Genomic DNA, 26414 nt, shown 5'->3' with positions numbered 1-26414 from the left:
CAACGATAGTCTTGCCTACTGGTAAGTCATCGCAAAAAAAGCGTGCCGAGATAACCCGGCGCGCTTTATTAGTGCAGCGTCAGCGTGTGTTAACGAACTGGCTGCGGCTTTGCACCCACTTCCTCACGCACCTTGGCCACTTGATCAGCCGTCACAGCAGGCGCTTTATTGCCCCAGCTGGAACGTACAAAGGTGAGCACCGATGCCACTTCTTTGTCGGTCAAGCGCCAATCAAAGGCCGGCATGCCGTACTGCGTTGGCGCAGCTGTCGTACCCGGCAATTGCGCACCTTTGAGCACGATGTGGATCAGGGAGGTTGGATCGTCCGAATTCACGGTCGAGCTCAACGCCAATTGCGGGAAGGTCTGCTCATAGCCTTTGCCGGTCGTGCGGTGGCAGGCTGCGCAGTTGTTCAGGAAGTCCAGCGCGCCTTCGCTGTTGGCTTTGCCTGAACGGAACGCCACTGAGGCCGCTTCGTCATAGGCCAAGGGCTGCGTCGCATCCTTGTTCACCGGCGAGAGCGTCTTCAGGTAGGCCGCAATGGCATTCAGATCCGCATCGTTTAGATGCTGGGTACTGTCGGCTACGACTTGCGACATGCCGCCAAACGTCGCGGAGTGCTGGTTCATGCCCCCCTTGAGAAAGGCCACGATGTCTTCTTTGGACCAACCGCCCAGACCGTCCGTGGCGTCGCCACGCAGGTTCTTGGCCAGCCAGCCCTCGACGACGCCACCTGACAGAAACTCTGTTCCGTCGGCATCAGTGAGCGCTTTTTCCTGCAACGCTACGCCACGCGGCGTGTGACAGGTGCTGCAGTGGCCCAGGCCTTCGACCAGATACTTGCCGCGCAGGACTTCAGCTTGCCCTGCATCGGCAGGAGCCGTTGCAGGTGCAGCGGCAGCCTCGACGGCATCCGGCGAGAACATCCAGCGCCAGATGCCCAGGGGCCAGCGCATGGACAGCGGCCAGACGATGTCGGTGTCTTTGTTGGCTTGGTTGACGGGCTCTACGCCATGCATGAAATAGGCGTAGAGGGCCTTGACATCATCAGGCGAGACTTTTGCGTAGGCGGTGTAAGGCATGGCCGGATACAGTGAGTGGCCATCTTTGGCGACGCCATGGCGCACTGCCTGGTCGAAATCTTCCAGCGTGTACTCGCCGATACCGGTTTCCTTGTCGGGCGTGATGTTGGTGGAGTAGATCATCCCCAACGGCGAGTCGATGCCCAAGCCGCCTGCAAAGGGTTTACCGCCCTGTGCCGTGTGGCAGGCAATACAGTCGCCTGCGCGCGACAGGTATTCACCTTGCTTGATGAGCTGTTGATCCGCTGTATCGGCGGCCCATGCAGAACTGGCTGTCAGCGCGAGCAGGGCGGCGAGGGTGTGTTTAAGTATGTTCATCTTCACCGTCCTCTTATGCCTGCACCAAGGGGCGGCCCTGGTTCTTCATGTACTGTTCGCGGATGGCCTTGAGGGACCAGTAGGCCAGTGCGCCGACCAGGCCGGTGGGGTTGTAGCCCATGTTGTAGGGAAAGGTGCTTGCGCCCATGACGAACAGGTTGGGCACATCCCAGCTTTGCAGATAGCGGTTGAGCACGCTGTCCTGCGGGCTGGTGCCCATGATGGTGCCACCGGTCAAGTGAGTACTTTGATACACGCGCGTATCCCAGTGCGAACCGGGTTTGCGCACGTTGACCACGTACTTCTCCGGATTCATGGCCTTGGCGACCTTTTCGACCTGGCTGCCGACATAGTCGAGCATCTTGTACTCGTTGTCGTGCCAATCGAAGGTCATGCGCAGCAGCGGCAGGCCATGCGAATCTTTGTAGGTCGGGTCCAACGACATATAGGCGTCGCGGTAAGGCATCACCGAACCGGACATGCCGATGTTGAAGGAACGCTGATAGGCATCTGCCATGCCTGCTTTCCAGCCCGAACCCCACGTGGGCGAGCCCGGCAGGGGCGATGCTTGTTTGATGGGGCGTCCGCCGGTGGTGGCTTGGCGGACAACCGCGCCGCCGATAAAACCCAGCGGTGCGTGATCGAATTGATCGGCATTCAGATCATCAAAGGCCCATGCGCTGGCGCCTGCGCCTTCGAATGGGTTGAAGTAATTCCCTTTGGGCATGATGATGCGAACGCCGCCGTTCATTTGATAGGCGAGGTTCTTGCCTACGACGCCTTCGCCCGTTGCAGGGTCGTAAGGGGTACCGATACCCGATAGCAGCATCAATCGCGTGTTGTGCGTCTGGAACGCGCACAGAATGACCAGATCGGCGGGCTGTTCGACTTCGCGGCCTTGTGCATCCACATAGGTGACGCCGGTAGCCATCTTGCCGGATTTGTCTACGTTGACCTTGGTCACATACGCATTCGTGCGCAATTCAAAGTTGGATTTTTTCAGCAGTACCGGCAGGATCGTCGTCTGGGGCGATGCCTTCGAGTACATGAAGCAGCCGTAGTTTTCGCAGAAACCGCAGAAATTACAAGGCCCCAGGCGCACGCCGTACGGGTTGGTATAGGGACCGGACGCGTTGGAGGCAGGGGCAGCAAAGGGATGGTAACCGACGTCGCGTGCGGCTTTTTCAAAAAGCGATTGCGCGTAGGTCTGCTGCAGCGGCGGCAGCGGGAATTCATCCGTGCGCGGGCCTTCCAGCGGATTGCCGCTCTCCTGAATTTTGCCGTTGATGTTGCCGGCCTTGCCCGAGGTGCCGCAGACCTTTTCGAAGAAGTCGTAGTGTGGCTCCAGGTCGTCGTACGTGACGCCGTGGTCTTGCAGCGTCATGTCTTTCGGGATGAAGTCTTTACCGTAGCGTTCTTCGGTGCGCGTGCGCAGAACGAGCTCTTCCGGCAGGTTGCGGTAGTGCATACCGTTCCAGTGGAAACCTGCGCCGCCCACGCCATTGCCCAACAGGAACGAGCCGTGTTGACGATAGGGCACTGCGGTTTCGCCCAGACTGTGGCGGACCGTCACAGTCTCCTTGGACAGATCCTGGAATAGCTTGCCGCGTACTGAATACGCCAGTTCGTCCAGGACTTTTGGATACTCTGCGTCGTTGGGCGTGTCCTGCATGGGGCCGCGTTCCAACGCCAGCACTTTCAAACCGTCATTAGTGAGCTCTTGGCCCATGATGGCGCCTGTCCAGCCGAAACCGACCAACACCACGTCTACTTTTTCTTTCTTGATTGATGCCATGGTGCTCAAGCCTTTTCGCCAGAGATAGAAACAGGGCCGTACGGATACTTCACATTGCCCTGGGCAGGCCAGTCCATGAATTCACCGCGTGCACCGGGGAAACCGATCATCTTCCAGCCCACCATGCCCTTGTTGCCGCCATATTGCGGATCGGCGAAAAAGCCTTCTTTGGTGTTGGCCCACAAGAAGCTGAAGAACGTCTTGGCCGGGACTTTTTCAAACTTGATCTTGCCGGTTTCCAGGTCCTTGAGGACTTGTTCCTGTGTGCTCTTGTCCAGGCCGGCGTAGGCTTTGCCGAATTGTTTTTGGCAATACTCATTACAGGATGCGATGCCGTGGCGGTACATGTCGCGCGGCGGCACATTCAGCTGGTAGCCGTAAGTGGGGTCCACATCGGGATGAAACGGACCTTGCATGTACCAGAGTTTGCCGTGACCGAAGGGAGTTTCCATCTGTCGGTCGATGAATTCGGGGACTCCCGCAGCAATAGCGCCGGGACCGAGATCATCTGCCGGGATCAGGTGATCGACTGCGGCGTTGATGAATGCCCACTCGTCTTGAGTGAAATAGGTAGGGCTGTATGCTTTTTTCGCCGAGCCGCTTTCGGCTTCGCTGGCCTGCGCCGTTTGCGTGACGGCGACAGTGGTGGCCAAGGTGGATGCGGGAACAAGCGCGATAGCCTGCTGCAGGAAACGTCTGCGAGGCCGGATTTCTTCTGTCATTGGGACTCTCCGAGGTTTACATCTGCTGTCTCGATCAGGCGGAGAACATGCATTCTTGAAAACACGGCTACGAGCTTGAGACAGCATCAGCGATGGCAGATGACCATTCCTCTGTTTGGTAGTAGAGGACACTGATCTTTGCATTATGCGCCCTCAGTGCAACTTTAAATTGCAATCCTGAGTCGATAACTCGGATTTCAGGACTTCGTAAAGTTATCTCTGTAAATTCAGAGAAACCCGATATTGTTTGGCGTTTTTTTAACCGCGATTCTTCTGCGCGGTGAGCGTTTCCACTTCTATATATATGGCCACACACGTGGCTCGAAATTCAATAACGAATGACGTGGAACTATAGTCGGCGCTTCGTCACCTATACGGACATTAATCACAACGGCCACATTTTCGATAGACACGTGCATTGAGGCGATACGCGTCAATGCATGATGGTGTGCTATCGGAATGTGCAATGCATCGGGTCGCATGCGTGCTCGGGCATCACAAGGAAAAAAATGTTCCGTAAGATCAGATTCATCAGCATTGCTGCGTTCGCTTCCGTCTTGGCCGCCGGTTGTGCGACTGAGCGTTCACAAGCTGTCGTCGTCCCAACGGTCACTTCTGCCGGAACCCCATATCAGGGCGTGCGCAATCCGATCTCGGTCGGCAAATTCGATAATCGCAGCGATTATTTGCGTGGTGTGTTTTCGGATGGCGTGGATCGTCTCGGCGGTCAGGCCAAGACGATTTTGATCAGTCATTTGCAGCAGACGGGACGGTTCCAGGTGATGGATCGCGAAAATCTCAGCGAAATCACACAAGAGGCCGCGTTCAACAAGCAAGCGAACCGTATCAAGGGTGCGCGTTATGTGGTCACTGGCGATGTGACTGCATTTGGCCGGAAGGTGATCGGCGATCATCAGTTCTTTGGCATCCTCGGGCGTGGTAAAGAGCAGGTGGCCTATGCCAAAGTCGATCTCAATGTGGTGGATGTCACGACATCGGAGGTCGTCTATTCCGCCGCCGGCGCAGGCGAGTATCGCTTGTCGAATCGCGAAATCATCGGCTTTGGCGGCACCGCCGGCTACGACTCCACCCTCAACGGAAAAGTCCTCGATCTGGCCATACGAGAGGCCGTCAACAAACTCGTGTCCGGCATTGAGCAAGGGGCGTGGCAGCCCTCTAAACACTGATCGTCGAGGCAATCATGCTGAATCAATTGAGCAGGGTTTGGTGTCACGCCCCGGGATCGGTACGTCTATTGCAGATAAGCGTTCGCCTCTCGGCTGCCTGTGTAGCGGCTGGGGTGTTGGCGGCATGTGTGCAAGCTCCCAAGCACATGTACAACTGGAAAAGCTATCAGCCCGCCGTGTACGCCTATCTGAATGATGACGGCGTGGACTACGCTGCCCAGGCCCAAGATATGGAGCTGAACGTCGAGACGGCTCGCTCATCGAATACGGCGTTGCCTCCGGGCTTCCGTGCTCACCTGGGCTTGCTGTATCTAAAACTCGGTGAGGACAGCAAGGCGGTGGAACAGCTCCAAGGAGAAAAACTTGCGTTTCCTGAGTCGACCTCGTTTATGGATTTTCTGATGAAGAACCTGTCACCGGCCTCGGCAGTGCCACAGACGGATGAGTCCGGGTCAAACGACACAGACCCGAACGGCGGAACGTCAGAACTGAAAAACCTCAAAAAAGAAGGAGCCTGACGATGATGACAGGTCTATTGCGCGGGCTTGCCTGCGGGATGGCTTTGATGCTTTCGGCTTGTGCCGCGCCACAGAGCAATGTGGACTACGCGGCATTTCGCGAAAGCAAGCCAGCGTCGATCCTGGTTTTGCCCGTGCTGAATATGTCAGTCGAACCTGCCGCATCTGCTGCCGTGTTGGCACAGGCGACGTTTCCACTGGCAGAGTCTGGTTATTACGTGGTGCCCGTCGCCGTGATGGAGGAAACGTTCAGACAGAATGGCGTGGCTACTGCCGACGATATACACGGGTTACCGGCGGACAAGCTCAGGGATATATTCGGCGCCGACGCCGCGTTGTATATGACAGTCAAGCAATATGGATCCAGCTACCAGGTGTTGGCCAGCACGACCACTGTCGAATTGGACGCAACGTTGATTGATTTGCGTAGCGGGACAAAATTGTGGCAGGGGTCCAGGACGCTCGTGCACAGCAATAACAATAGCGGTGGCGGAATAATCGGCATGTTGGTACAGGCCGTCGTCGATCAGGTCGTCAACACACTATCCGATCGCAGCTATGACGTTGCCGGGATGGCAGACAATCAACTGCTTAGTGCAGGCCAACCCGGTGGCATGCTGTATGGTCCCCGATCGCCACATTATGAGATGCAATAAAAGCAATGTCATCGAACGGCGATGAGTACAGTGCCGGGGGGCTCGGACTGATTTCCAGCCGTTCTGCTGAATAGGAGCGATGTCAGCGTAATATTCCGATTGGATACATCTACCCAGTCCCTTTCGGATGGATTGCTACTGATATGCACCGTTTTTCGTTCGTGCTCGAAGCCAGGCGCTGGCGTGGCCTGATGCGTGTTTTTTTTGGAGCCGCCCTGCTGATCTCTGCGGCAGGATGCGCCACTCAAGGCTTTAAATCCACTCCGCGCAGTACCAGTGACGTAAATGCTGATCTTCTGCGGATGCTGCCGACTCAACTATCTGACCGCGCAGGTTGGGCGCGGGATATCGCCGTTTCCTTTACTGCGCAAGGGCTGGATTCGAGCCCGGAGAATCTGTGCGCCGTTGTGGCAGTGACGGCGCAGGAATCGACATTTCAGGCTGATCCCGCGGTGCCAGACCTGCCTAATATCGCCAAGCGGGAAATCGAGCGCCGCACCCAAGCCATGCATCTGCCCGATTTTCTGGTCAACGCGGCATTAGGGCTGAAATCCCCAACAGGAAAAACGTACAAACAGCGCCTCGATACGGTACGCACTGAAAAACAACTGAGCGAAATCTTTGATGATTTCATAGGCATGGTTCCGATGGGGCGCCAATTGTTTGGCGGCCTGAATCCTGTACACACGGGCGGGCCCATGCAGGTGAGTATCGAATTTGCACAGACGCACGCGCAGGACTACCCCTACACCGTTGAGCACTCAATTCGAAACGAGGTATTTACTCGGCGGGGCGGAATGTACTTCGGGATTGCGCATTTGTTAGGATATCCCGCGCATTACGACTCGGTGCTGTATCGCTTTGCCGATTTCAATGCGGGCTGGTATGCCAGTCGAAACGCGGCTTTTCAGGCAGCGGTGGGCCGCTTGTCAGGTATCGACCTGGCGTTGGATGGCGATCTGTTGATACACGGCGCGATCGATCCTGGTCAAACCGAGCGCGCGGTACGCGCGATCAGACGCCAATTGGATATTAACGAAACTCGGATTCGCCCTGAACTCGAAAAGGGAGACACCCTCGAGTTCGAGGAAACCGATCTCTACGAACGGGTATTCGAGTTGGCGGACCGGGATGCTGGGAAACCGTTGCCACGCGCGGTGTTGCCCGGCATCAAATTGGAAAGCCCCAAGATCACTCGAAACTTGACCACCGCCTGGTTCGCCAATCGTGTTTACGACCGTTGGAAGCAATGCATGTCCCGCGCCGGGCGTTCATAGCAGAAGCGTTCAGCTATCGCGCTGCGACCATCGTTTGCCCCGGCGGCAGTTGGCCATCATGCGGCCGCAGGCGCAATCGCGAGCGGGCTCAGTTCATCGGCCTGGCTGGCATAAATGGATAGCGCGGTCTGGCCGTTCCACCAATATACGCGCGCTACGGGAACGAGGCGCGCGATCTCTACAGCCTGGGCAAGCTCGCTTTCGATGTAGTGTGTGTGATAGCCCGCCATGAGCGCCTGGGCCTTGTGCTGTGCGGTCTGTTCGGGGCGATATCGGGTCTCGTCACGCATGGCGAGCGGGCCATGAAAACCATGGCGATCCAGCCATCCTTGGGTACGTGCGCGGTCTTTTTCGGGGCGCCCCGTGATGATCGGGAGGTGGCGTAAATCCCGCCCCGGCAGGATCGCGCTGGGCGCGAGTGCGTCGCGCTGCGATAGTGCGCCTGCGAGATCGGATTCGTATACATGAGCGGGAACGTCTGGCAACAGGATGCCATCGAGATCGATAGCCCAGGACGCATAAGCATCGGCGGCCCGATCAGGCAGGTTTCCAGTGGCGCCATACGCGGGCGTGATGGATTCGCGTTCCCAGGGAAACCACGCGCGAAAACCGTCGGGGATCTTGAAACCGAAATCGGGCCGTATCCGCGATTGCTCGTCGTGAGCGAGCGTGAAGACATGCAATTGGTATCCGGCGCTCGACAGAAAATCGATACTGTCCGACAGTGTGGTGCCACGTCCGGCGATGTCTTCGATCAGCAGCACATGAGCGCCGGCGGGTGGAGTCTGCGACGTGAACCAGGAAACGTCGCGCGTTCGGCGATCGTATGAGAGCGCGTACATGGGCAGATCCAATGCGGTGCTGGCCACGAGTGCGGGCGCCAAGCCACCTCGTGCGATCGCCACGATCGCGTCGAAGGCCATGTTGCGCCATTGCGGGATATACGCAGCGACAGCCTGTTCGACACGGGCATAGTCGTAGGGGAACACGGCGGGGGAAGTAGACATGGCAGATCAGGTGACAAAGGAGCGCTTGGAAATTTTGCCACAAACCTGAATGGGGAGGGTATGCTGCGCCGCTGCGCCATACCGGCGAGGTGTGTGGTTACACATGCCGCGCAGGGATACCATGCAACCGGTATCCTGCCACCTCAAATCAACGCTTGGCGAGCTGCCTGGAGGCGGTGCAGCGTGATTTTCCGAACCTCGGCTTTGCTGATCTCGATATGGGATTTCAGCATGCGTATGGCTTCGTCGGTTCTGCGCGCGAGGATGGCGCGAAGAATGGCGCCGTGTTCCTGATAAGTCGCGTCGACGCGATAGTCCTTGGTGAAATCCAGTTGGCGAATGATGCGGATTTTTTCGGTGACGTCGCGGTGGATATTGGCCATCTCCGGATTGCCGGCCGCGGCAACCAAAGAACAATGAAAGGCTTCGTCCCGTTCGGCGACCTGCTTGCCGTTACGCAAGCGCTCATCGGGCGGCACCAGCCAGAATTGCTTGAGCGCGGAGAGTTCGCCGTTGCTGCCCATGTCCTGCAGACCGCACAGACGCGTGACAGCGGCTTGCTCAAGCACGATGCGCACATCGTACAGCGCTTCGAAGCGCTCGAAATCAAACGGATGTACGCGCCAGCCGCTGCGTTGGCGCAGCAGGACGAAGCCTTCGCGTTCGAGCCGATAAAGCGCTTGCCGCACGGGGGTCCGGCTGACGCCGAGACGTGCAACCAGATCACTTTCCGTGAATTCATCCCCGGGCAAAAGACGGAACTCGAAGATATCGCGCTTGATGAGTTCGTAGGCTTGCCCGGCGAGTGTGATGCCGGAAGGGTTGCCAGCAGCGGCATGGGAAAGCGTGGTCAGGCTCAGTCGCATATCAGGGGGCCACATACTGGATTTCGCCGTCGACGGTATTGCCGTCTTCTGCCGCGATGGCTGGGACGGCTTCGGTATCAATGACCAGCAGCATATCGCCGCTATTGACGGGCTTGCCTTGTGTGCAACGTATGGCGGTGACCGTGCCGTTGAACGCCGCCTTGATCGATAGCTCCATTTTCATGGCCTCGACGATGACGAGTGTGTCACCGGCCTCTACGTATTGACCCACACTGACGGGGATTTTCCACACGTTGCCGCACAGATCGGCCGAGACGGCGCGTTCGGTATCAGACAGCGCCAGAGCGGCGTCGTCCGTGACCTCGTGTTCGACGGTGATGGACTCTTCTGCTTGCCAGAGTGCGACTTCAGATTCAAATGCTGCCTGCTGTGTCGCTTTAAAGGCCTTGATGTCGGCCGCATGTTCAGCCAGAAAGCGCTGATGTGCGGCGAAATCGAAATCCTCTTCCTCGATGCGCAGTGTGGCGCGGCCCTCGCGGAAGTCCTCGCGTAGCACGGTTAGCTCGTCCTCGGAAACCGGATAAAAGCGCACTTGATCGAAGAATCGCAACAACCACGGCTCACCATTCTGGAATACGGGGTTTTTCAGGAATTTGTTCCAGATAGGTAGTGTGCGACCGACGAGTTGATAACCACCGGGGGAATCCATGCCGTAGATGCACATGTACACGCCACCGATGCCTACGGTGCCTTCGGCGGTAAAGGTGCGGGCCGGGTTGTATTTCGAAGTCAATAGACGGTGCCGCGGATCGATGGGCACTGCGCAGGGGGCGCCCAAGTAGACATCGCCCAAGCCCAGGATGAGGTAGCTGGCGTCGAAGACTATACGGCGTACGTCCTCGCGTGAGTCCAGCCCGTTGATACGTTGAATGAAGTCCACATTGTTTGGCAGCCACGGTGCATTGGCGCGTACCGTTTCTTGATAGCGCTGCACGGCGCCCAAGGTGGCGCTGTCCTCGAAGGCCATCGGCAGATAGACCACACGTGTCGGGATCTTCAGGGTAGAGACATCGGGCAGCGTGTCTTCGATCCGCAGCAGCCGCTCGATCAATGCCTGTTGGCTGATCAGGTGGCTGTCGTACCGGATTTGCAGCGAGCGCACGCCGGGCGAAAACTCCAGGATCCCTGTAACGGGGGTTTCGGTGAGAGCCTGCATCAACAGGTGCACGCGCATGCGCAGCGCCAGATCCAGAATGTTGTCGCCGTATTCCAGCAACAGATAGCTGTCGCCGGCTTGCCGATAAGTGATGAGCGGCCGGGAGTCGTTGGCGGGCAACCGAACCAGAATGGGCGACGAATCGCCTGGCAAATCTGGTGATGACGAGGATGTCAAAGCCGTCGTCATTGGGTGCGCTGCCGATGGCGATGCCGATTGACGGCTCTCGCTAATGAGTGGGGCGGCGGGTGTGCTGGCTGCCAACGTTGCGATCGCAGTCTCTTGCTGCGCCTGTAACGCCAGAGCATCCTCGATCGTCAATGGGGTGAAGCGAATGCGATCACCCGGGCGGACTTGACCGACCTTCCATAGCTCGGCTTTGGCAATGGTGACAGGACACACGAATCCTCCGAGGCTGGGGCCATCGCGGGTCAGAATGACAGGACTGTCTCCGGTGAAGTTGACGCTGCCAATCGCGTATTCACAATCGTGAATGTTGGAGGGGTGCAGGCCGGCTTCGCCCCCGTCTTGCCGGGTCCAAGCGGGCTTTGGGCCGAGCAGGCGTACGCCGAGTCGATTGGAGTTGTAGTGCACCTCCCAATCGGCGGCAAAGAGTTCCGTTATGGATTCTGGGGTAAAGAAATCCGGGGCGCCATGTGGTCCGAGCAGTACACCGATTTGCCATTGCGAGGGATAGTCAGGGATCAGCGCCGGATCAAGCGCAGACGGCGTTGCGTTGGGCGCTGGCGTCAGGCTGGCAGGCAGTTCCGGCTGGGCTATGGGCAACATGTCTCCCACGCGCAGGCAACGGCCCGCGTGACCGCCAAACTGGCCTAGCGCAAAGGTGGAGCGGCTGCCCAGATAGGAAGGCACGTCCAAACCATTGCGGACGGCCAGATAGCTGCGGCAACCAGAAAGCGCGCGGCCCGTGACGAGGACCTGGCCCGCGCGTACATGCAGCGGTTGCCACATGGCGGCAGGCTGATCATCCAGCCATGCATCCATCTTTGCGCCGGTCAGCGCGATGACCGCATCGGTGTGAAATTTCAGACTGGGGCCGATCAGCGTGCATTCCAGGCCCGCCGCCTCGGGAGCGTTACCGACGATGCGGTTGGCCAACTGGAATGCGTAGTCGTCCATCGGGCCGGAGGGGGGTACACCTATATTCCAGTAACCCATCCGTCCAGGATAGTCCTGGACGCTGGTATAGGTGCCGGCTTCCAGGATCTCGATGGCGGCGGGTTGAAAATCAAAGTTATCTAAGAATCGCGTGGAGAGCGCACCCGTTTCAAAACGGGGGTCTGCCGCGATTTGACGCAGAAACTCCAGGTTCGTGGCGATGCCATGCAATTGCGTATTCGCAAGCGCATCGCGCAGTTTTCCGAGTGCCTCGATGCGATTGGCGCCATGCACGATCAGCTTGGCCAGCATGGGATCATAGAAAGACGCGACCTCTGTACCCGTTTCCACCCAGCCATCCACGCGCGCCCCATCCGGAAATGAGACATGCGTCAGTACTCCCGGCGACGGTTGGAAATCACGAACGGGATCCTCGGCGTAGAGGCGGACCTCGATCGCGGCGCCTGAGGGCGGGCGTTGCAAGGCCACCCAATCCAACGTATCTCCTGCCGCGACGCGCAGCATGCATTCGATCAGGTCCAGGCCCGTGACGGCCTCGGTGACCGGATGTTCGACCTGCAGGCGAGTGTTGACCTCCAGAAAGTAGAACGCATCACGGGCACTGTCGTAAATGAATTCGACCGTACCGGCGGAACGATAGGACACTGATTCGCCCAGCATGACGGCTGCACGCAACAAGGCCTCTCGCGTGGCCGAGGGCAGACCTGGCGCAGGTGTTTCTTCGATGACCTTTTGGTTGCGGCGTTGGATGGAGCAATCACGCTCGCCGAGGGCTACGACCCTGCCAAGACCATCCCCGAAGATCTGGACTTCGATGTGGCGTGCCTGGTCGACATAGCGTTCCAGAAAGGCGCCGCTATCGCGAAAAAAAGTCTGCCCCTGATGCTGTACCGCGCTATAGGCGGTGGCCAATTCGTCGGCGTTGGCGCAACGTGACAGGCCGATGCCGCCACCGCCGGCGGTGCTCTTCAGCATGACGGGATAACCGATATCCTCTGCTTTGGCCAAGGCTTCGGTGACATCACTCAGCAGCCCCGTGCCTGGTGTCATGGGGACGCGGGCGGCCGCGGCGAGTTCGCGCGCGCGGTGTTTCAATCCGAACTCGCGCAATTGTGTTGCCGTCGGGCCGATGAATGCGATGCCGGCGGTGTCGCACGCCTCAGCGAACTCTGCGCTCTCGGAAAGGAACCCATAGCCCGGAAAGATGGCTTGTGCACCGGTGGTTTGCGCTGCCTCCAGAATACGGTCGATACGCAGATAACTATCGGAGGCCTTATCCCCGCCTAGTGCGATGGCGACATCGGCATCGCGGACATGGGCAGCATTGCGATCCGCGTCAGAGTAAACGGCAACGCTTTTGATGCCCAAACGCTTCAGTGTGCGGATGGCCCGTACGGCGATCTCGCCGCGGTTAGCAATGAGTACAGTATGGAACATATTGGTTTTTCCCCTTGGAGTACTGCTGAGCGATGGGCCTTCGCACCCGTCGACGCCGCGATGCGCGTTTTACTGCGTGGCGGTGTTTTTCAGATGATCCAGATAGGCGCGCCAACCTCCGAACTCGGTGATATCGCGCGCGCCGGCGATGCCGCATGGCTCGCAGATGAACCCTTTGACGAGACGTCCGTCTGCGAGCTCGAGCGTGCCTATGCCTAGCGGTGCCGGGATTTCCGCCACGAACTCACCAAATGCCGTGTGTGATAGTTCCCAGATTTCCAGAGCAATAGCGGCGCCGTCGCTGACGCGCGCCATGCCGGGCTTGGCTGGCGTGCTGTTGGCCAGGGCATAGAGGCGGTATGTGGGGGCGCTGTGTGTGGCCTCGACAAATCGTGCGTGACGTGAGGTCAGTTGATGATTCAGCGGCATGCCACGTAGATGCGCGCCGACGACAGCCACCGTTACTGTCTGAGGCGCGCCGGTAGGGGCGCTGGCCGCGGCCGGCGCGTCTTTCGATTTGAACCGTCCGGTCGCGCCCAGGGTGCCAGACTGCCTGTATTCCCAGCGACGGCCCAGCTCGGCGAGGATGCGATCCTGCCAAGCCAGTCCGATCAATGTGATGCCGCATGGCAAACCGTCTGCGCGCAACCCTGCGGGCACTGCCAGCGCGGACAGATCTGCCAGATTGGTGAAATTGGTATAAGTCCCCAGCCGGGTGTTCAACGCAATCGGGTCCTCGCGCAGTTGTGCGATGGTATAGATGGAAGGAGCCGTAGGCACGACCAACGCGTCGAAGCCGGACAAAGCTTGCTGAATCACGCGTGTCAACGCCGCGCGGCGGTATTCGGCTTCGAACGTGTCGACTGCGCTGTAACGGGCGGCTTGTCCGATAATGCTGCGTACAACGGGGTCGATCTCGTCGGGCGCGCGTTCGTATAGTTCGCGTATGGCGGCGTAGCGCTCGGCGACCCAAGGACCTTGGTATAGCAGTTCGGCCAGTTCCCGAAAGGCGGAATAGTCGATAGGTTCCAGTGTGGCGCCCATGTCGCGCAGCGCCTGCAACGCCTCTTCATAAGCGGTCTGCGCGTGAGCATCACCATAGAACTCGAGCTGGGCGGGTATGGCGAGCCGTGGTTGGCGTGCCAGATGGGCTGGCATGGCCGGCGCAGGGCGCGAGTACGGATCCTGCGTATCGTAGCCACCGGCGATGGTCGCGATGCTGTCCGCGTCGTCCACGGTCAGAGCGAAGATCGACACGCAGTCCAGCGTGCGGCAAGCCGGTACGACGCCGCGTGTGCTGAACCAGCCTTTTGTGGGCTTGAGGCCGACGATGTTGTTAAAGCCCGCCGGAACGCGGCCGGACCCTGCTGTGTCAGTGCCGAGCGAGAAAACCGCCAGACCGCGCGCGACGACACTGGCCGAGCCTGAACTGGAACCGCCGCTGACATAGGCCGCATCAAACGTGTTTGGCACAGCGCCATGTGGTGAGCGTGTGCCGACCAGTCCTGTCGCGAATTGATCGAGGTTTGTTTTGCCGATCAGAATAGCGCCGGCGGCGCGTAAGCGCCGCACGATCTCGGCGTCTTCCGAGGCAGTGTAGGCATAGGCGGGGCAGGCGGCAGTGGTGGGCCAACCCGCGGCATCGATATTGTCTTTGATGGCAAACGGCACACCATAGAGCGGCAGGCGAGTCAGATCTCCGTTGACTGCCGCCAGTCGCTGGGCGAGCGCATCCAGCTGGGTATTCAGTCGAACGCTGTCGGCGCAGCAAATCCAGGCAGGGTCGGCTGGATCAAGATCCGCGATGAGTTTGTCCAGCAGTTCAGCGGGTCGAGCGCCATGTATGCGATAGGCGGCTTGCCATTCGGCCAGTGTCCAGCCTTTAGGTTGATCGATGACAGCGTTGGGGTCCATCCCGGAATCCTCGTGGGTATACAAGTACTTCACATCAAGCAATCAACGTGCCAGTTATCGAGAATCGGTTGTAGAGCCAATAGTGGCGCGGGTTCTGGTCGATTGAGCTGGTGCGAGGGGATTGGGGCAACAAGAATTGCCTGGTGCATGACATCGGTGCGAACGCACTCTTATCGCGCATCGATGCACCGTTGTTGCGCATTTTTATGTGTTCGTGCATTTCGGAATGGGCACTGCCAGATCGCGGTGACTACGTTGATCTACAGGTCATATGGCTCGACGGCCTGATGGCTGCATCGTTGGGCTGCCTCCGCAGTACACCCCCTCATTTGAATTGGCATAGGAATTGCTTGAGTCACGATGCGCTTATTGCCAAGGCGAACGTTCTTTCGAGAATTCGCCGCGAAGCTGACTGCAAGCCGAGGGCGAGGTGTGAGGGTTTTGTTCGTTGCACAGGCAGATTACGCCGGCTAGTCCGGTTTAAAGAAAAGGATCCGAACGATGAAACGCAGACTTGTACTGAAGCAATTGACCGCTGCCAGCGTGTTGGCCATGACTGGCTGGATGCCCTCGGTGTGGGCCGCGGACACGATAAAAGTAGGCATCTTGCATTCCCTGTCCGGCACCATGGCGATTTCCGAGACGTCGTTGAAAGACGTCGCCTTGATGGCTATTGAAGAAATCAATGCGCAGGGCGGTGTATTGGGTAAAAAGCTGGAGCCCGTGGTGGTGGACCCTGCTTCGAACTGGCCGCTGTTTGCTGAAAAGGCGCGTCAGTTGCTCACGCAAGACAAGGTCGCTGCGGTGTTCGGATGCTGGACATCGGTGTCGCGCAAATCCGTATTGCCGGTGTTCAAGGAGCTGAATGGCTTGCTGTTCTACCCCGTGCAATACGAAGGCGAGGAACTGGAAAAGAACGTGTTCTATACCGGTGCCGCGCCCAACCAGCAAGCCATTCCTGCCGTGGAATATCTGATGAGCGAAGACGGCGGCGGCGCCAAGCGCTTTGTGCTGCTGGGCACGGATTATGTCTATCCGCGCACGACCAACAAAATCCTGCGCGCGTTTCTGCATTCCAAAGGTGTGAAGGATGAAGATATCCAAGAGGTCTACACGCCATTTGGGCATTCCGATTATCAAACCATTGTGGCGGACATCAAGCGTTTCTCGACAGGGGGGCGCACTGCAGTGGTGTCGACCATTAACGGAGACTCCAATGTCCCGTTCTATAAAGAATTGGGTAATGCCGGCCTGAAGGCGACTGATGTGCCTGTCGTCGCGTTCTCGGTAGGCGAAGAGGAGCTGCGTGGTGTCGATACCAAACCGTTGGTCGGGCACTTGGCCGCGTGGAATTATTTCGAGTCCATCAAGAATCCGGTCAATGCCAGTTTCATCGAAAAATGGAAGGCCTACGCCAAAGCGAAGAATCTGCCCAATGCCAATACCGTCGTGACCAATGATCCGATGGAGGCCACGTATATCGGCATCCATATGTGGAAACAGGCGGTGGAGAAGGCAGGAACAATCGATGTGGATCCTGTGATCAACGCCATGGCGGGTCAGACCTTTGATGCGCCGGACGGCTTCAAGATTGAAATGGACAAGACCAATCATCATCTGCACAAACCGGTTTATATCGGCGAGATCAAGGCTGATGGTCAGTTCAACATCGTCTGGAAGAGTAAAGGCCCCATCCGCGCACAACCGTGGAGCCCCTACATCCCCGGCAACGAAGGCAAGCAGAATCTGTGAGCCGACGGGGATAAACGATGAGATGCAGCGCGCTTTTTATACGGTTCCTGCTCAGTCTGGTTCTGGTCTGGATGTCGGGCTCGTGGATTCCGGCTGCCGGTGCAACTGGGCTGGGCCCGGCGCTGCTTGCGCCCTTGGCCGGCGATGAAACCGATGCCAAGCTGGAGGCTATCGCACGTCTCGGGACTGAGCCATCGCCCCAGGCCGCTGTGGTGCTCGATGCGTTGGCGAATGATCGCTTGTATGTCACCCCCGAGGCGCAGTTTCTGGTCGAAACCTCTTCGGGGGCCGTTGACGCGGCAACGGGGGCGTCGGTTTCCGTCATGCCGGCGCAGGCCGAGACGGTGTCCGTGAATAATCGCCTGCGTCGTGCGATTGCAGCGGCTTTGTCAGCGGCGCGCTTGCATGCACCGGATCCTGCGCAGCGGTTGGCCGCGGCTCGGGGTCTGCAACGTGGCGCGGATGTGGCAGTCCTGCCCACGTTGGAAAAAGCGCTGGCCGATGAGCAAAACGCAGAGGTGAAAGAGGCCTTGGCGATTGCGGTAGCCGCACTGCATTTGAAGAGCGATACCGCAGCGCTGCGCATTCAGGCGGCCGAGACATTGGGTAATACCGGTAATGCAGCATTCCGACCAGCACTGCAGGCCGTGTTGCAACGGGATGCGCAGGGCGTGTATGCCGAGCCCGATACTGAGGTACGAGCGGCTGCGACAACGGCTTTGCATCGTATCGAACGCCATCTCTCGATGCTGGAGTGGATCGGGAATCTGTTCTATGGCGTGAGCTTGGGCAGTGTGTTGTTGCTCGCTGCGTTGGGATTGGCCATTACGTTCGGCCTGATGGGCGTCATCAATATGGCCCATGGCGAACTGTTGATGATAGGTGCATACGTCACGTATGCCGTGCAGGCATTGTTTCGTTCCTGGTTTCCACAATGGCTCGACGCCTATGTGATTGCGGCGATGCCTGTGGCCTTTGTGGTGACCGCGTTAGTGGGGATGGCGCTGGAACGCACAGTGATACGGTGGTTGTATGGCCGGCCGTTGGAGACCTTGTTGGCGACGTGGGGCATCAGCTTGATGTTGATGCAGGCAGTTCGTACGCTGTTTGGTGCGCAGAATGTCGAGGTCAGCAATCCGTCATGGATGAGCGGCGGCGTGACAGTGCTGGGCGGTCTGGTGTTGTCCTATAACCGTATCGCCATCATCGTTTTTGCGATTCTGGTCGTGGCGTTTGTCTGGGCCTTGTTGAATCACACGCGACTGGGCTTGTTTGTGCGAGCCATCACCCAGAATCGCCGCATGGCGGATTGTGTCGGCGTGCCTACAGGGCGCGTGGATATGTTGGCGTTTGGCCTGGGGGCAGGAATCGCGGGGCTGGCCGGTGTTGCCTTGTCTCAACTGGGTAACGTGGGACCGGATCTGGGACGTGGCTATATCGTCGATTCCTTCATGGTGGTGGTGTTGGGCGGCGTGGGTCAATTGGCCGGCACAGTGGTGGCCGCCTTGGGACTGGGAGCCGTCACGAAATTCCTCGAGCCTTATTCCGGTGCGGTCATGGCCAAGATTGTGATTCTGGTACTGATTGTGCTGTTCGTGCAGAAACGTCCGCAAGGTTTGTTTGCACCGCGAGGCAGGAGCGCAGATTGACTATTGACTTTACTGAGCCAGGCAGAGGCGCACCATGACTCACGCATCGGAGCAAAGGATGAATTCTGCAAGTTCGAGAGCCGGCGAGTTATACACGGCCGCGTTGCGCCGACCGCTGTTCAGTCCCAAGGCGTGGATCGCGTTGGCGGTGGTCACCATGGTGCTGGCGCTATTGCCGTTACTGAACCTGATGTTTCCGGCGGGACATGCGCTGCATGTTTCGGCATACGCCGTGGCGTTGCTGGGAAAGTTCATGTGCTATGCCTTGGCGGCGTTGGCATTGGATCTGGTGTGGGGCTATGCCGGAATTCTGTCATTAGGGCATGGATTGTTTTTTGCGCTAGGCGGTTATGCGCATGGCATGTATTTGATGCGCGCCATAGGTCAGGATGGGGTCTATCAGAGCAACGTGCCTGACTTCATGGTGTTCCTGAACTGGAAGGACTATCCCTGGTACTGGGCGTTTACCGAGCATTTCTGGTATGCCATGTTGCTGGTGGTGCTGGTGCCGGGCGGGCTCGCATTTTTGTTCGGCTATTTCGCGTTTCGGTCGCGCATCAAGGGCGTTTACTTTTCCATCATCACCCAGGCGCTGACTTTTGCTGCCATGTTGCTGTTCTTTCGCAACGATACGGGGTTTGGCGGGAATAACGGTTTTACCGATTTCAAACGGATCCTCGGTTTCGATATCACAGCGCCGGGTACGAGGGCCACCTTGTATTGGGTGACGTTGGCTGTGCTGCTGGGAGCGTTGGTATTGGCGCGCGCCGTGACCCAATCCAAATTGGGCCGGGTACTGACAGCGGTGCGCGATGCGGAAAGCCGTGTGCGGTTCATTGGTTACGAGCCGTTGGGGTTCAAGCTGTTTGTCTGGACTTTGTCGGCGGTGATGTGCGGGATCGCCGGTGCGTTGTATGTGCCGCAGGTGGGCATCATCAACCCCGGTGAGATGTCGACCGAGAACTCGATCGAGATGGTGATCTGGGTGGCAACGGGAGGACGCGGCACGCTGATTGGCCCGATCATCGGGGCCGGCACGGTCAATGGTTTGAAGACCTGGTTTACCAGCGTGTTTCCGGAGTTCTGGTTGTACGCCTTGGGATTGATCTTTGTGTTGGTGACACTGTTTTTGCCGCACGGGATCGTAGGGTTGGCGCGTCGCTGGATGACACGCCGTCAGGAGCGTGCGATATGAGTGCTGAGTGGCGGGCATTGCATCAAGTCGATGCAGAGGGGCTGAACGATGACGGAGGCCCCAGCGGGCAGGCATCGTATGGGCGAGTCAATCCCAGGGGGGTCGATACTACGCACGGTGCGATCTTGTATCTGGATGGCATCACGGTCAGCTTTGATGGGTTCAAGGCATTGAATGACCTGACGTTGGATATCGGCGTGGGAGAGTTGCGTTGCATCATCGGTCCTAACGGGGCCGGCAAAACCACCATGATGGACGTCATCACGGGCAAGACGCGTCCCACCGCCGGATCTGCATTCTTCGGCCAGAACATCGATCTGACGACGCTGAACGAAGCACAGATTGCCCATGCAGGGATCGGCCGCAAGTTTCAGCGGCCTACGGTTTTCGAGCAACACACGGTGCTCGAGAACCTCGAGCTGGCGATGAAAACGGATAAGCGAGTACGTCCGACATTATTTTCCCGGTTGACGTCGGAACAAGTCGACCGTATCGCGCAGACCTTGGCGCTGATTCGGTTGACGGATGAGGCGTATCGCGTGGCAGGCCTGTTGTCGCATGGACAAAAGCAGTGGCTGGAAATCGGCATGTTATTGATGCAAGAGCCGCAGTTGTTGCTTCTGGATGAACCGGTCGCCGGCATGACCGACGCGGAAACTGAACGTACAGCGGAGTTGCTGCACGAATTGCGCGGCCATCATTCTTTGATGGTCGTCGAGCACGATATGGATTTCGTTTCGAGAATCGCCGATGGGGGCAAGGTGACCGTGCTGCATGAGGGGGCAGTGCTGGCCGAAGGAACGATGGCGCAGGTGCAAGCGGATGCGCGGGTTATTGAGGTGTATCTAGGGCGCTGATTTCCTGCGGGCCTTACGCCGCTATTGCCATCACCAGTCCTATTGCCATCGCCGAATGCGCCGTGGTTAACCACAGGAATCCCCGAAAGGAAGCCAAATGTTGGAAGTTCAAGCCGTTGATCAATACTATGGTGGCAGCCATACGCTGCGCCAGGTGTCACTGTCCTTACAACAGGGCGAATGTCTGGGCCTCTTGGGACGCAACGGTGTAGGCAAGACGACCTTGCTCAAATGCCTCATGGGGGTGTTGCCCATCGCTGGAGGCAAAGTCATGTTCGACGGGCAGGATATTTCCCGTTTATCTCCGCACAAACGGGCGGCGCTGGGAATCGCGTATGTGCCGCAGGGCCGCGATGTGTTTGCACGGTTGACGGTCGAGGAAAACATCATCATGGGGATGGCTCGCTTTCCGGGAGCCCGGGCGCGCCGTGTCAAAGAAGAGGTATTCGAACTCTTTCCCGTGCTGAAGTCCATGCTGGGCCGCCGGGGTGGAGATCTGTCCGGAGGACAACAGCAGCAATTGGCCATCGCCCGTGCCCTGGTGGCCGAACCCCGGTTGATTATTCTGGACGAGCCTACCGAGGGAATTCAGCCGTCCATTATCAAAGACATCGGCCGAGTGATCCGGTTACTGCGCGAGCGCGGCAATATCGGTATCTTGCTGTGCGAGCAATATTTCGATTTCGCGCGCGAATTGTCCGACCATTTCGTCGTGTTATCCCGCGGCGAGGTCGTCGCGCACGGGCCGCGCAGCGAGATGGATAGCGAAGACGTACGGCGGCATTTGTCGGTATAACGGGGCTGAGTGCCGAGAGGCGAGCAGGCTCAGATTCAAATGCATAAGCCTGTTACATCGTTTCTTGGTACCCTTCAGGGCGGGGATTTTTTTTAGCCACTTATTCCGATACTTTGTCAGTGTTTGCCACTTTCACTTCTTCCGTCTCGTACACGGTCTCCAACCGTGATTGGGCAATGCCCGCCTGGCACCGTGTTTGTCTGGTGCTGTGTCTTTGTTTGGTCATGGTGTTGGCGGGGTGTAGCAGTACGGGTTCCGGCAAGGTCGAACCTGGGTATTACCGCGTACAGGCCGGCGACACGCTGAATAAGATCGCTCGCCAGCACAATACCAGTGTATCGGCGTTGATGCGGCTGAATAATCTGTCCAACCCCGATCGCATCAGCAAGGGTCAGTTGTTGCGTGTGGATGGCGCTGGCAGCAGTACTGCGACGGGCAGCGCGAGTGAGTCGACCGGTAGCCGCACCAGTGGCACCCGTGCCCCGGCGGCTTCATCGTCGTCGTCTGCGGCGGTGGTGCGGGGATTGAAACTGGTATGGCCCGCCGAGGGAACGCTGACGCAACGGTATAACGGCAGCTCGTCCAAGGGGCTGACGATCGTCAACAAGGCCGGTACGCCGGTCAAGGCCGCGACGGCCGGAAGCGTGGTCTACGCAGGTAACCGCTTGCGCGGTTATGGCAATCTCGTGATCGTGCAGCACTCGGGTGATTTCTTGAGTATTTATGCCCACAACGGCAAGCTGCTGGTCAAAGAGGGACAAAAGGTTTCCCAGGGACAACAGATCGCCGAGATGGGTAGTACGGACCGTAAAGGGCCTGGCCTTTATTTTGAGCTGCGGCATCGGGGCCAGCCGGTTGATCCGTCGGCCGCATTGCCGCAGCGGTGATCATCTGCCGGTGACGGTTTTTCCTGCTGTATAGCGTTCCACAATAGCTCAAGCATGAGCAGGCGAAACCGTGTGCGGTTTCGTGGCAGTTAACAGGCTTCAAACGGTCTGAAAAAGTCTGCACTCCTGGATTAAGCCGTGCGTTTAGATTACGTGGAGATCATGATTATCACCATGTGCTTTTCACTTATGTGCTTTTTGCCAAGGAGATCTCATGCACACCGCAGTTGAATCTATCGTCATTCAAGACCGTCAGCCTCGTTGGCCGCAACTGTTGGAGGGTTTGGCTGCCCAGGGTTGGGCGGTCCGCGCCTGCCAGACGACGAATGCTTTGGCAGATCTGGTCGACGTTCGCGTGCCCCAGGTGTTGATTCTCGAAAACGGGGAAAGTGACTTGCGTACCGCTGTAGGTATTGCGCGTTATGCCGCTCCCAATGCGGCACTGATCGTGTTGGTCGATGATGCCGACGTGGACGCACGCATTGTTGCTTTGGACGCGGGCGCCGATGCTTGCTGCCTGCTGATGTCGACCGACGTGCGCGAACTCTGCGCCCTGGGGCGCTCCTTAAGCCGGTTGCGTACGCTTTCGCCCGATCGTTCTGCCCGAGAGATGCCGTTATGGCGGTTGACGCATTCCGGACGCGTACTGGCGGGGCCGCGTGGTCAGCACCTGCCGTTGACATTCACCGAAAGCGCGTTTTTCCTGCGCCTGCTGTCCTCGCCAGGGCATCGGTTGCCGCGCGAGCGTCTGGTCGCCACGTCGGTAGCTGCAGGGCCACGCAGCCGTCACTCGGCGCGCAGTGTAGACGTCATGGTGTCGCGTCTACGAGCCAAAGCGGAACGGCTGGGCGTCGGGCTGCCGCTACTGGCCGTACGGCAGTGGGGCTACATTTTCCTGGCTGATGCGGTGCCCGACGGAGGTGCCTTTGAAGAAACGCCAAAGGCATCACCGGCTAGCTATGTCAACTAAGTAATGACCAGATTATCGCGATGCATTAATTCTGGGTCGCTCATGCTGCCCAGAATTGATGCAATCCGAGATGACGGCTGACGCAAGATGCGGCGGGTGTCAGTCGACGAGTAATTGATCAAGCCGCGCGCGCACTCGGTGCCTTGCGCGTCCAGGCACGCCACCACGTCGCCCCGTTCGAATTCGCCTTGTACGTCAACGACCCCGATCGAAAGCAGGCTCTTGCCGTCGTGGAGCAGTGCTCTGACTGCTCCCTCGTCCAGAATGACCTGTCCGCGCAAGCGCAGGTGGTCTGCCAGCCATTGTTTGCGGGCCGACCAGACGGGCAATACGGCGCGTAGTTCGGTGCCGATACACTCGCCTTGTGCCAGGCGCGTCAGTACGTCGCGTTCTCGGCCAGAGGCGATGACTGTGTGTGCCCCACTGTGGGCCGCCCGTTTGGCGGCCAGGATCTTGGTGAGCATGCCGCCCGTACCGATACCCGAACCGGCGCCCCCGGCCATGGCTTCTAACGCAAGATCGCCGGCCTGTGCATGTGAGATAAAGACCGCATTGGGATTCTTGCGCGGATCAGAATCATAAAGACCGCGCTGATCAGTCAGGATGACCAGCGTGTCCGCTTCGATCAAGTTGGTGACCAACGCCCCCAGGGTATCGTTGTCGCCCAAGCGGATTTCATCGGTGACGACCGTGTCATTTTCATTGACGATTGGCACCACGCCCATGCGCAACAGGGAAAATAGCGTGCTGCGTGCATTCAAATAGCGGCGGCGATCGGCCAGATCCTCGTGGGTGAGCAGAATCTGCGCGGTACGAAGGCCATGCTCTGCGAATGCTGCCTCGTACGCCTGACACAGCCCCATCTGGCCCACGGCTGCTGCCGCCTGGAGTTCATGCATGACGGAGGGGCGCTTGCGCCAGCCCAGCCGGGCCATGCCTTCGGCAATGGCGCCGCTCGATACCAGAATGACTTGCTTGCCTTGCTGGCGCAGCGTGGCAATTTGAGCCGCCCAGTGCGCGACGGCGATGCGGTCCAGCCCTCGGCCCTCGTTGGTGACCAGAGAGGATCCGACTTTGGCGACCAAACGGGTGGCCGAAGCAACAACAGAAACAGCAGTGTGATCAGCAGTCATGGCAATGACCGAAGTGTCGCGATGATGAGAGTGGTGGCCGCACATAGGTCATGTGCGGCGGCCGGCGGAAAACGAAAATGCGATTATGGCTTATTCGTCACCGCTACGCGGCGTCTGAGTGATAGACGCGTCACTGCGTGTGGCATCAAAACGAGGGTCTTCGGCGACGTAGGTGCCGTCCGCCTGATCCTGGGCGATATGATCTTTGCGCTGTTCGGCATCCAGGTAGTCCTGGAGCGCCCAGATCAAATCCTGGGTGCCATCGCCGCTGAGGCCCGAAATGGCGTAAACCGGACCTTGCCAGCCGAACTTCTCGATAAAGCGTTCGCGTGCGGACTCGGGGTCGGTGACAACGTCCAGCTTGTTCAGCACCAGCCAGCGCGGTTTGTTGGCCAATTCCGGGTCGTAACGGCGCAATTCCTCGACAATGGCGCGAGCGTCGGTCACGGCCTGGTCGATAGGATCCACGTCGGGATCGACAGGGGAAATGTCGACCAGATGCAGCAGTACTCGCGTGCGAGCCAGGTGGCGCAGGAACAAATGTCCCAGGCCTGCACCCTCGGAGGCACCCTCGATCAAGCCAGGAATGTCTGCCACGACAAAACTGCGCGACGGCGAGGTGCGCACTACGCCCAGATTGGGGTGCAGCGTCGTGAACGGATAGTCGGCGACTTTGGGGCGCGCATTGGAGATGCGGCTGATCAGCGTCGATTTGCCGGCATTGGGCAGCCCGAGCAGGCCTACGTCGGCCAGGACTTTCAGTTCCAGGCGCAGGCGGCGTTGCTCGCCTTCTTTGCCGGGCGTCCATTGGCGTGGTGCGCGGTTGACACTGGATTTGAAATGGATATTACCCATGCCGCCTTGGCCACCCGCAGCCAGCGTGACCTTTTGGTCATGACGGCTGAGGTCGAACAAGAGCTCGCCGGTATCGGCGTCATGGATGACAGTGCCCACGGGCACGCGTAGCGTGATATCGGGAGCGGCGGCGCCGTATTGATCCGAGCCGCGGCCGTTTTCACCGTTTTTGCCACGATGCAAGCGGGCGTAGCGGAAATCGATCAGCGTGTTGATGTTGCGATCCGCTACGGCAAAAATGCTGCCGCCACGTCCGCCATCGCCGCCGTCGGGACCGCCCTTGGGGATAAATTTTTCGCGGCGAAAGCTCGCCACGCCATTCCCGCCTTTGCCGGCGATGACTTCGATGGTGGCTTCGTCTACGAATTTCATAAGTAATTTCTGCCTGAAGCAAAAAAGCCCTGCCGCGTGCGACAGGGCTTTTGCCGTTTATAAAACGGTTGCCGTTATCCGGTAACCGTTATTCGGCCGCCACAACCGACACGGTCTGCTTGTTCAATGCGCCTTTGAAGCCGAATTGAACCTTGCCGTCGATCAGCGCGAACAAGGTGTGATCCTTGCCGATGCCGACGTTGGTGCCGGGGTGGAAACGGGTGCCGCGCTGGCGCACGATGATCGAGCCAGCCGGGATGAGTTGGCCGCCAAATGCCTTGACGCCCAGTCGCTTCGATTCTGAGTCGCGACCGTTTCGCGTAGAGCCGCCGCCCTTTTTCTGTGCCATTTTTGATTAGCTCCTGCTATTCAATAACCGAGTCGTATCGTTAGGCCGTGATGGCTTCGATGCGGATTTCGGTGTAGTTCTGACGGTGGCCCTGGTGCTTCTGATAGTGCTTGCGACGGCGCATCTTGAAGATCTTGACCTTGTCGTGCCGGCCATGCGCAAGAACCGTTGCCTTGACCACGGCGCCAGCGACGATCGGAGTACCAACTTTCAGTTGGTCGCCTTCGCCCACCGACAGGACCTGGTCCAGGGTGATTTCTTGCCCAATGTCAGCCGGTATCTGTTCTACCTTGAGTTTTTCGCCAGCGGCAACACGATACTGCTTGCCACCGGTTTTTACGACCGCGTACATGGGGTATTCCTTAAAAATAGGGATTTCGGTATTGACCGAACCAAAGATTCTAACGCGGGGTTGTGGAAAAGTCAAAATTTCCTTATGGGGCAGGTGCTTAGGCGCATTGGGGTGGCCGGTTCAAGGGGGCAGTTCGGGGCTGGGGGGCATT

Annotated in this window: 22 protein-coding genes; 11 read left to right on the top strand and 11 right to left on the bottom strand. The window is 58.5% G+C overall.

Features of this window, described 5'->3' with window-relative positions; genetic code table 11:
• Positions 1 to 89 precede the first annotated feature (89 nt).
• From ACNA0I_RS03225 to ACNA0I_RS03215, 3 genes are read right to left on the bottom strand one after another with little or no spacing between them, the layout of a single operon-like run.
• Positions 90 to 1400 carry a c-type cytochrome gene (locus ACNA0I_RS03225; RefSeq protein ID WP_415804606.1) on the bottom strand — a complete coding sequence of 437 codons (1311 nt, stop codon included), beginning with the start codon at positions 1398 to 1400 and terminating at the stop codon, positions 90 to 92.
• A 13-nt stretch (positions 1401 to 1413) separates the two neighbouring features.
• A complete protein-coding gene (locus ACNA0I_RS03220; RefSeq protein WP_415804605.1) occupies positions 1414 to 3195 on the bottom strand; it encodes a GMC family oxidoreductase in 1782 nt (593 codons plus the stop codon).
• A 5-nt stretch (positions 3196 to 3200) separates the two neighbouring features.
• The gene (locus ACNA0I_RS03215; protein ID WP_415804604.1) at positions 3201 to 3917 is read right to left on the bottom strand and encodes a gluconate 2-dehydrogenase subunit 3 family protein; all 717 of its coding nucleotides are present in this window, start codon (positions 3915 to 3917) and stop codon (positions 3201 to 3203) included.
• A 509-nt stretch (positions 3918 to 4426) separates the two neighbouring features.
• On the opposite strand from ACNA0I_RS03215, the gene ACNA0I_RS03210 reads away from it, so the two are divergent.
• The 4 genes from ACNA0I_RS03210 to ACNA0I_RS03195 all read left to right on the top strand — a co-directional run bounded on the left by ACNA0I_RS03210 (position 4427) and on the right by ACNA0I_RS03195 (position 7555).
• Entirely contained in the window at positions 4427 to 5104 is a 678-nt protein-coding gene (locus ACNA0I_RS03210; RefSeq protein ID WP_415804603.1) for a CsgG/HfaB family protein, read from the top strand.
• Between the two features lie 128 nt (positions 5105 to 5232).
• The gene (locus ACNA0I_RS03205) at positions 5233 to 5622 is read left to right on the top strand and encodes a DUF4810 domain-containing protein (RefSeq protein ID WP_415804602.1); all 390 of its coding nucleotides are present in this window, start codon (positions 5233 to 5235) and stop codon (positions 5620 to 5622) included.
• A gap of 2 nt (positions 5623 to 5624) precedes the next feature.
• Positions 5625 to 6278 (top strand): DUF799 domain-containing protein, encoded by a 654-nt coding sequence (locus tag ACNA0I_RS03200; protein WP_415804601.1) that lies wholly within the window; start codon positions 5625 to 5627, stop codon positions 6276 to 6278.
• A gap of 143 nt (positions 6279 to 6421) precedes the next feature.
• Positions 6422 to 7555 (top strand): DUF1615 domain-containing protein, encoded by a 1134-nt coding sequence (locus ACNA0I_RS03195; protein WP_415804600.1) that lies wholly within the window; start codon positions 6422 to 6424, stop codon positions 7553 to 7555.
• A 56-nt stretch (positions 7556 to 7611) separates the two neighbouring features.
• Here the strand turns inward: ACNA0I_RS03195 and ACNA0I_RS03190 are convergent, their stop codons facing one another.
• From ACNA0I_RS03190 to atzF, 4 genes are all read right to left on the bottom strand, one after another.
• Positions 7612 to 8562, bottom strand: a complete 951-nt coding sequence (locus ACNA0I_RS03190; protein ID WP_415804599.1) for a phosphoribosyltransferase — start codon at positions 8560 to 8562, stop codon at positions 7612 to 7614.
• A gap of 143 nt (positions 8563 to 8705) precedes the next feature.
• Complete coding sequence (locus ACNA0I_RS03185) at positions 8706 to 9428, bottom strand: GntR family transcriptional regulator (RefSeq protein ID WP_415804833.1); 723 nt, start codon at positions 9426 to 9428, stop codon at positions 8706 to 8708.
• A 1-nt stretch (position 9429) separates the two neighbouring features.
• A complete protein-coding gene (gene uca, locus ACNA0I_RS03180) occupies positions 9430 to 13182 on the bottom strand; it encodes an urea carboxylase (protein WP_415804598.1) in 3753 nt (1250 codons plus the stop codon).
• Between the two features lie 69 nt (positions 13183 to 13251).
• Positions 13252 to 15096 (bottom strand): allophanate hydrolase, encoded by a 1845-nt coding sequence (atzF, locus tag ACNA0I_RS03175; protein WP_415804597.1) that lies wholly within the window; start codon positions 15094 to 15096, stop codon positions 13252 to 13254.
• 501 nt (positions 15097 to 15597) lie between these two features.
• Between atzF and urtA the strand changes: the two genes are divergently transcribed.
• From urtA to ACNA0I_RS03140, 7 genes are all read left to right on the top strand, one after another.
• A complete protein-coding gene (urtA, locus tag ACNA0I_RS03170; RefSeq protein ID WP_415804596.1) occupies positions 15598 to 16848 on the top strand; it encodes an urea ABC transporter substrate-binding protein in 1251 nt (416 codons plus the stop codon).
• Positions 16849 to 16865: 17 nt separating this feature from the next.
• Positions 16866 to 18497: an urea ABC transporter permease subunit UrtB gene (urtB, locus tag ACNA0I_RS03165; protein ID WP_415804595.1), complete on the top strand. Its 1632-nt coding sequence runs from the start codon at positions 16866 to 16868 to the stop codon at positions 18495 to 18497.
• A gap of 58 nt (positions 18498 to 18555) precedes the next feature.
• Positions 18556 to 19692: an urea ABC transporter permease subunit UrtC gene (gene urtC, locus ACNA0I_RS03160; protein WP_415804594.1), complete on the top strand. Its 1137-nt coding sequence runs from the start codon at positions 18556 to 18558 to the stop codon at positions 19690 to 19692.
• Complete coding sequence (urtD, locus tag ACNA0I_RS03155; protein ID WP_415804593.1) at positions 19689 to 20549, top strand: urea ABC transporter ATP-binding protein UrtD; 861 nt, start codon at positions 19689 to 19691, stop codon at positions 20547 to 20549. Before urtC ends, urtD begins: the two co-directional genes overlap by 4 nt.
• A 97-nt stretch (positions 20550 to 20646) precedes the next feature.
• Positions 20647 to 21345 carry an urea ABC transporter ATP-binding subunit UrtE gene (urtE, locus tag ACNA0I_RS03150; RefSeq protein ID WP_415804592.1) on the top strand — a complete coding sequence of 233 codons (699 nt, stop codon included), beginning with the start codon at positions 20647 to 20649 and terminating at the stop codon, positions 21343 to 21345.
• 176 nt (positions 21346 to 21521) lie between these two features.
• A complete protein-coding gene (locus ACNA0I_RS03145) occupies positions 21522 to 22232 on the top strand; it encodes a peptidoglycan DD-metalloendopeptidase family protein (protein ID WP_415804591.1) in 711 nt (236 codons plus the stop codon).
• A 214-nt stretch (positions 22233 to 22446) separates the two neighbouring features.
• Positions 22447 to 23202: a response regulator transcription factor gene (locus ACNA0I_RS03140; protein WP_415804590.1), complete on the top strand. Its 756-nt coding sequence runs from the start codon at positions 22447 to 22449 to the stop codon at positions 23200 to 23202.
• Here the strand turns inward: ACNA0I_RS03140 and proB are convergent.
• The 4 genes from proB to rplU form a co-directional block, all read right to left on the bottom strand.
• A complete protein-coding gene (gene proB, locus ACNA0I_RS03135; RefSeq protein WP_415804589.1) occupies positions 23199 to 24335 on the bottom strand; it encodes a glutamate 5-kinase in 1137 nt (378 codons plus the stop codon). The two genes, ACNA0I_RS03140 and proB, sit on opposite strands and share 4 nt — an antisense overlap.
• Before the next feature lie 90 nt (positions 24336 to 24425).
• Complete coding sequence (obgE, locus tag ACNA0I_RS03130) at positions 24426 to 25562, bottom strand: GTPase ObgE (protein ID WP_415804588.1); 1137 nt, start codon at positions 25560 to 25562, stop codon at positions 24426 to 24428.
• 88 nt (positions 25563 to 25650) lie between these two features.
• On the bottom strand, positions 25651 to 25911 hold the full coding sequence (gene rpmA / locus ACNA0I_RS03125) for a 50S ribosomal protein L27 (RefSeq protein WP_415804587.1): 261 nt from the start codon (positions 25909 to 25911) through the stop codon (positions 25651 to 25653).
• A gap of 40 nt (positions 25912 to 25951) precedes the next feature.
• Positions 25952 to 26263 carry a 50S ribosomal protein L21 gene (gene rplU, locus ACNA0I_RS03120; RefSeq protein ID WP_094819592.1) on the bottom strand — a complete coding sequence of 104 codons (312 nt, stop codon included), beginning with the start codon at positions 26261 to 26263 and terminating at the stop codon, positions 25952 to 25954.
• Positions 26264 to 26414: the final 151 nt, after the last annotated feature.

This window comes from Bordetella muralis (assembly GCF_965139205.1).
GTDB lineage: Bacteria > Pseudomonadota > Gammaproteobacteria > Burkholderiales > Burkholderiaceae_B > Bordetella_A > Bordetella_A muralis.
This window is presented reverse-complemented; position numbering and strand designations above follow the sequence as displayed.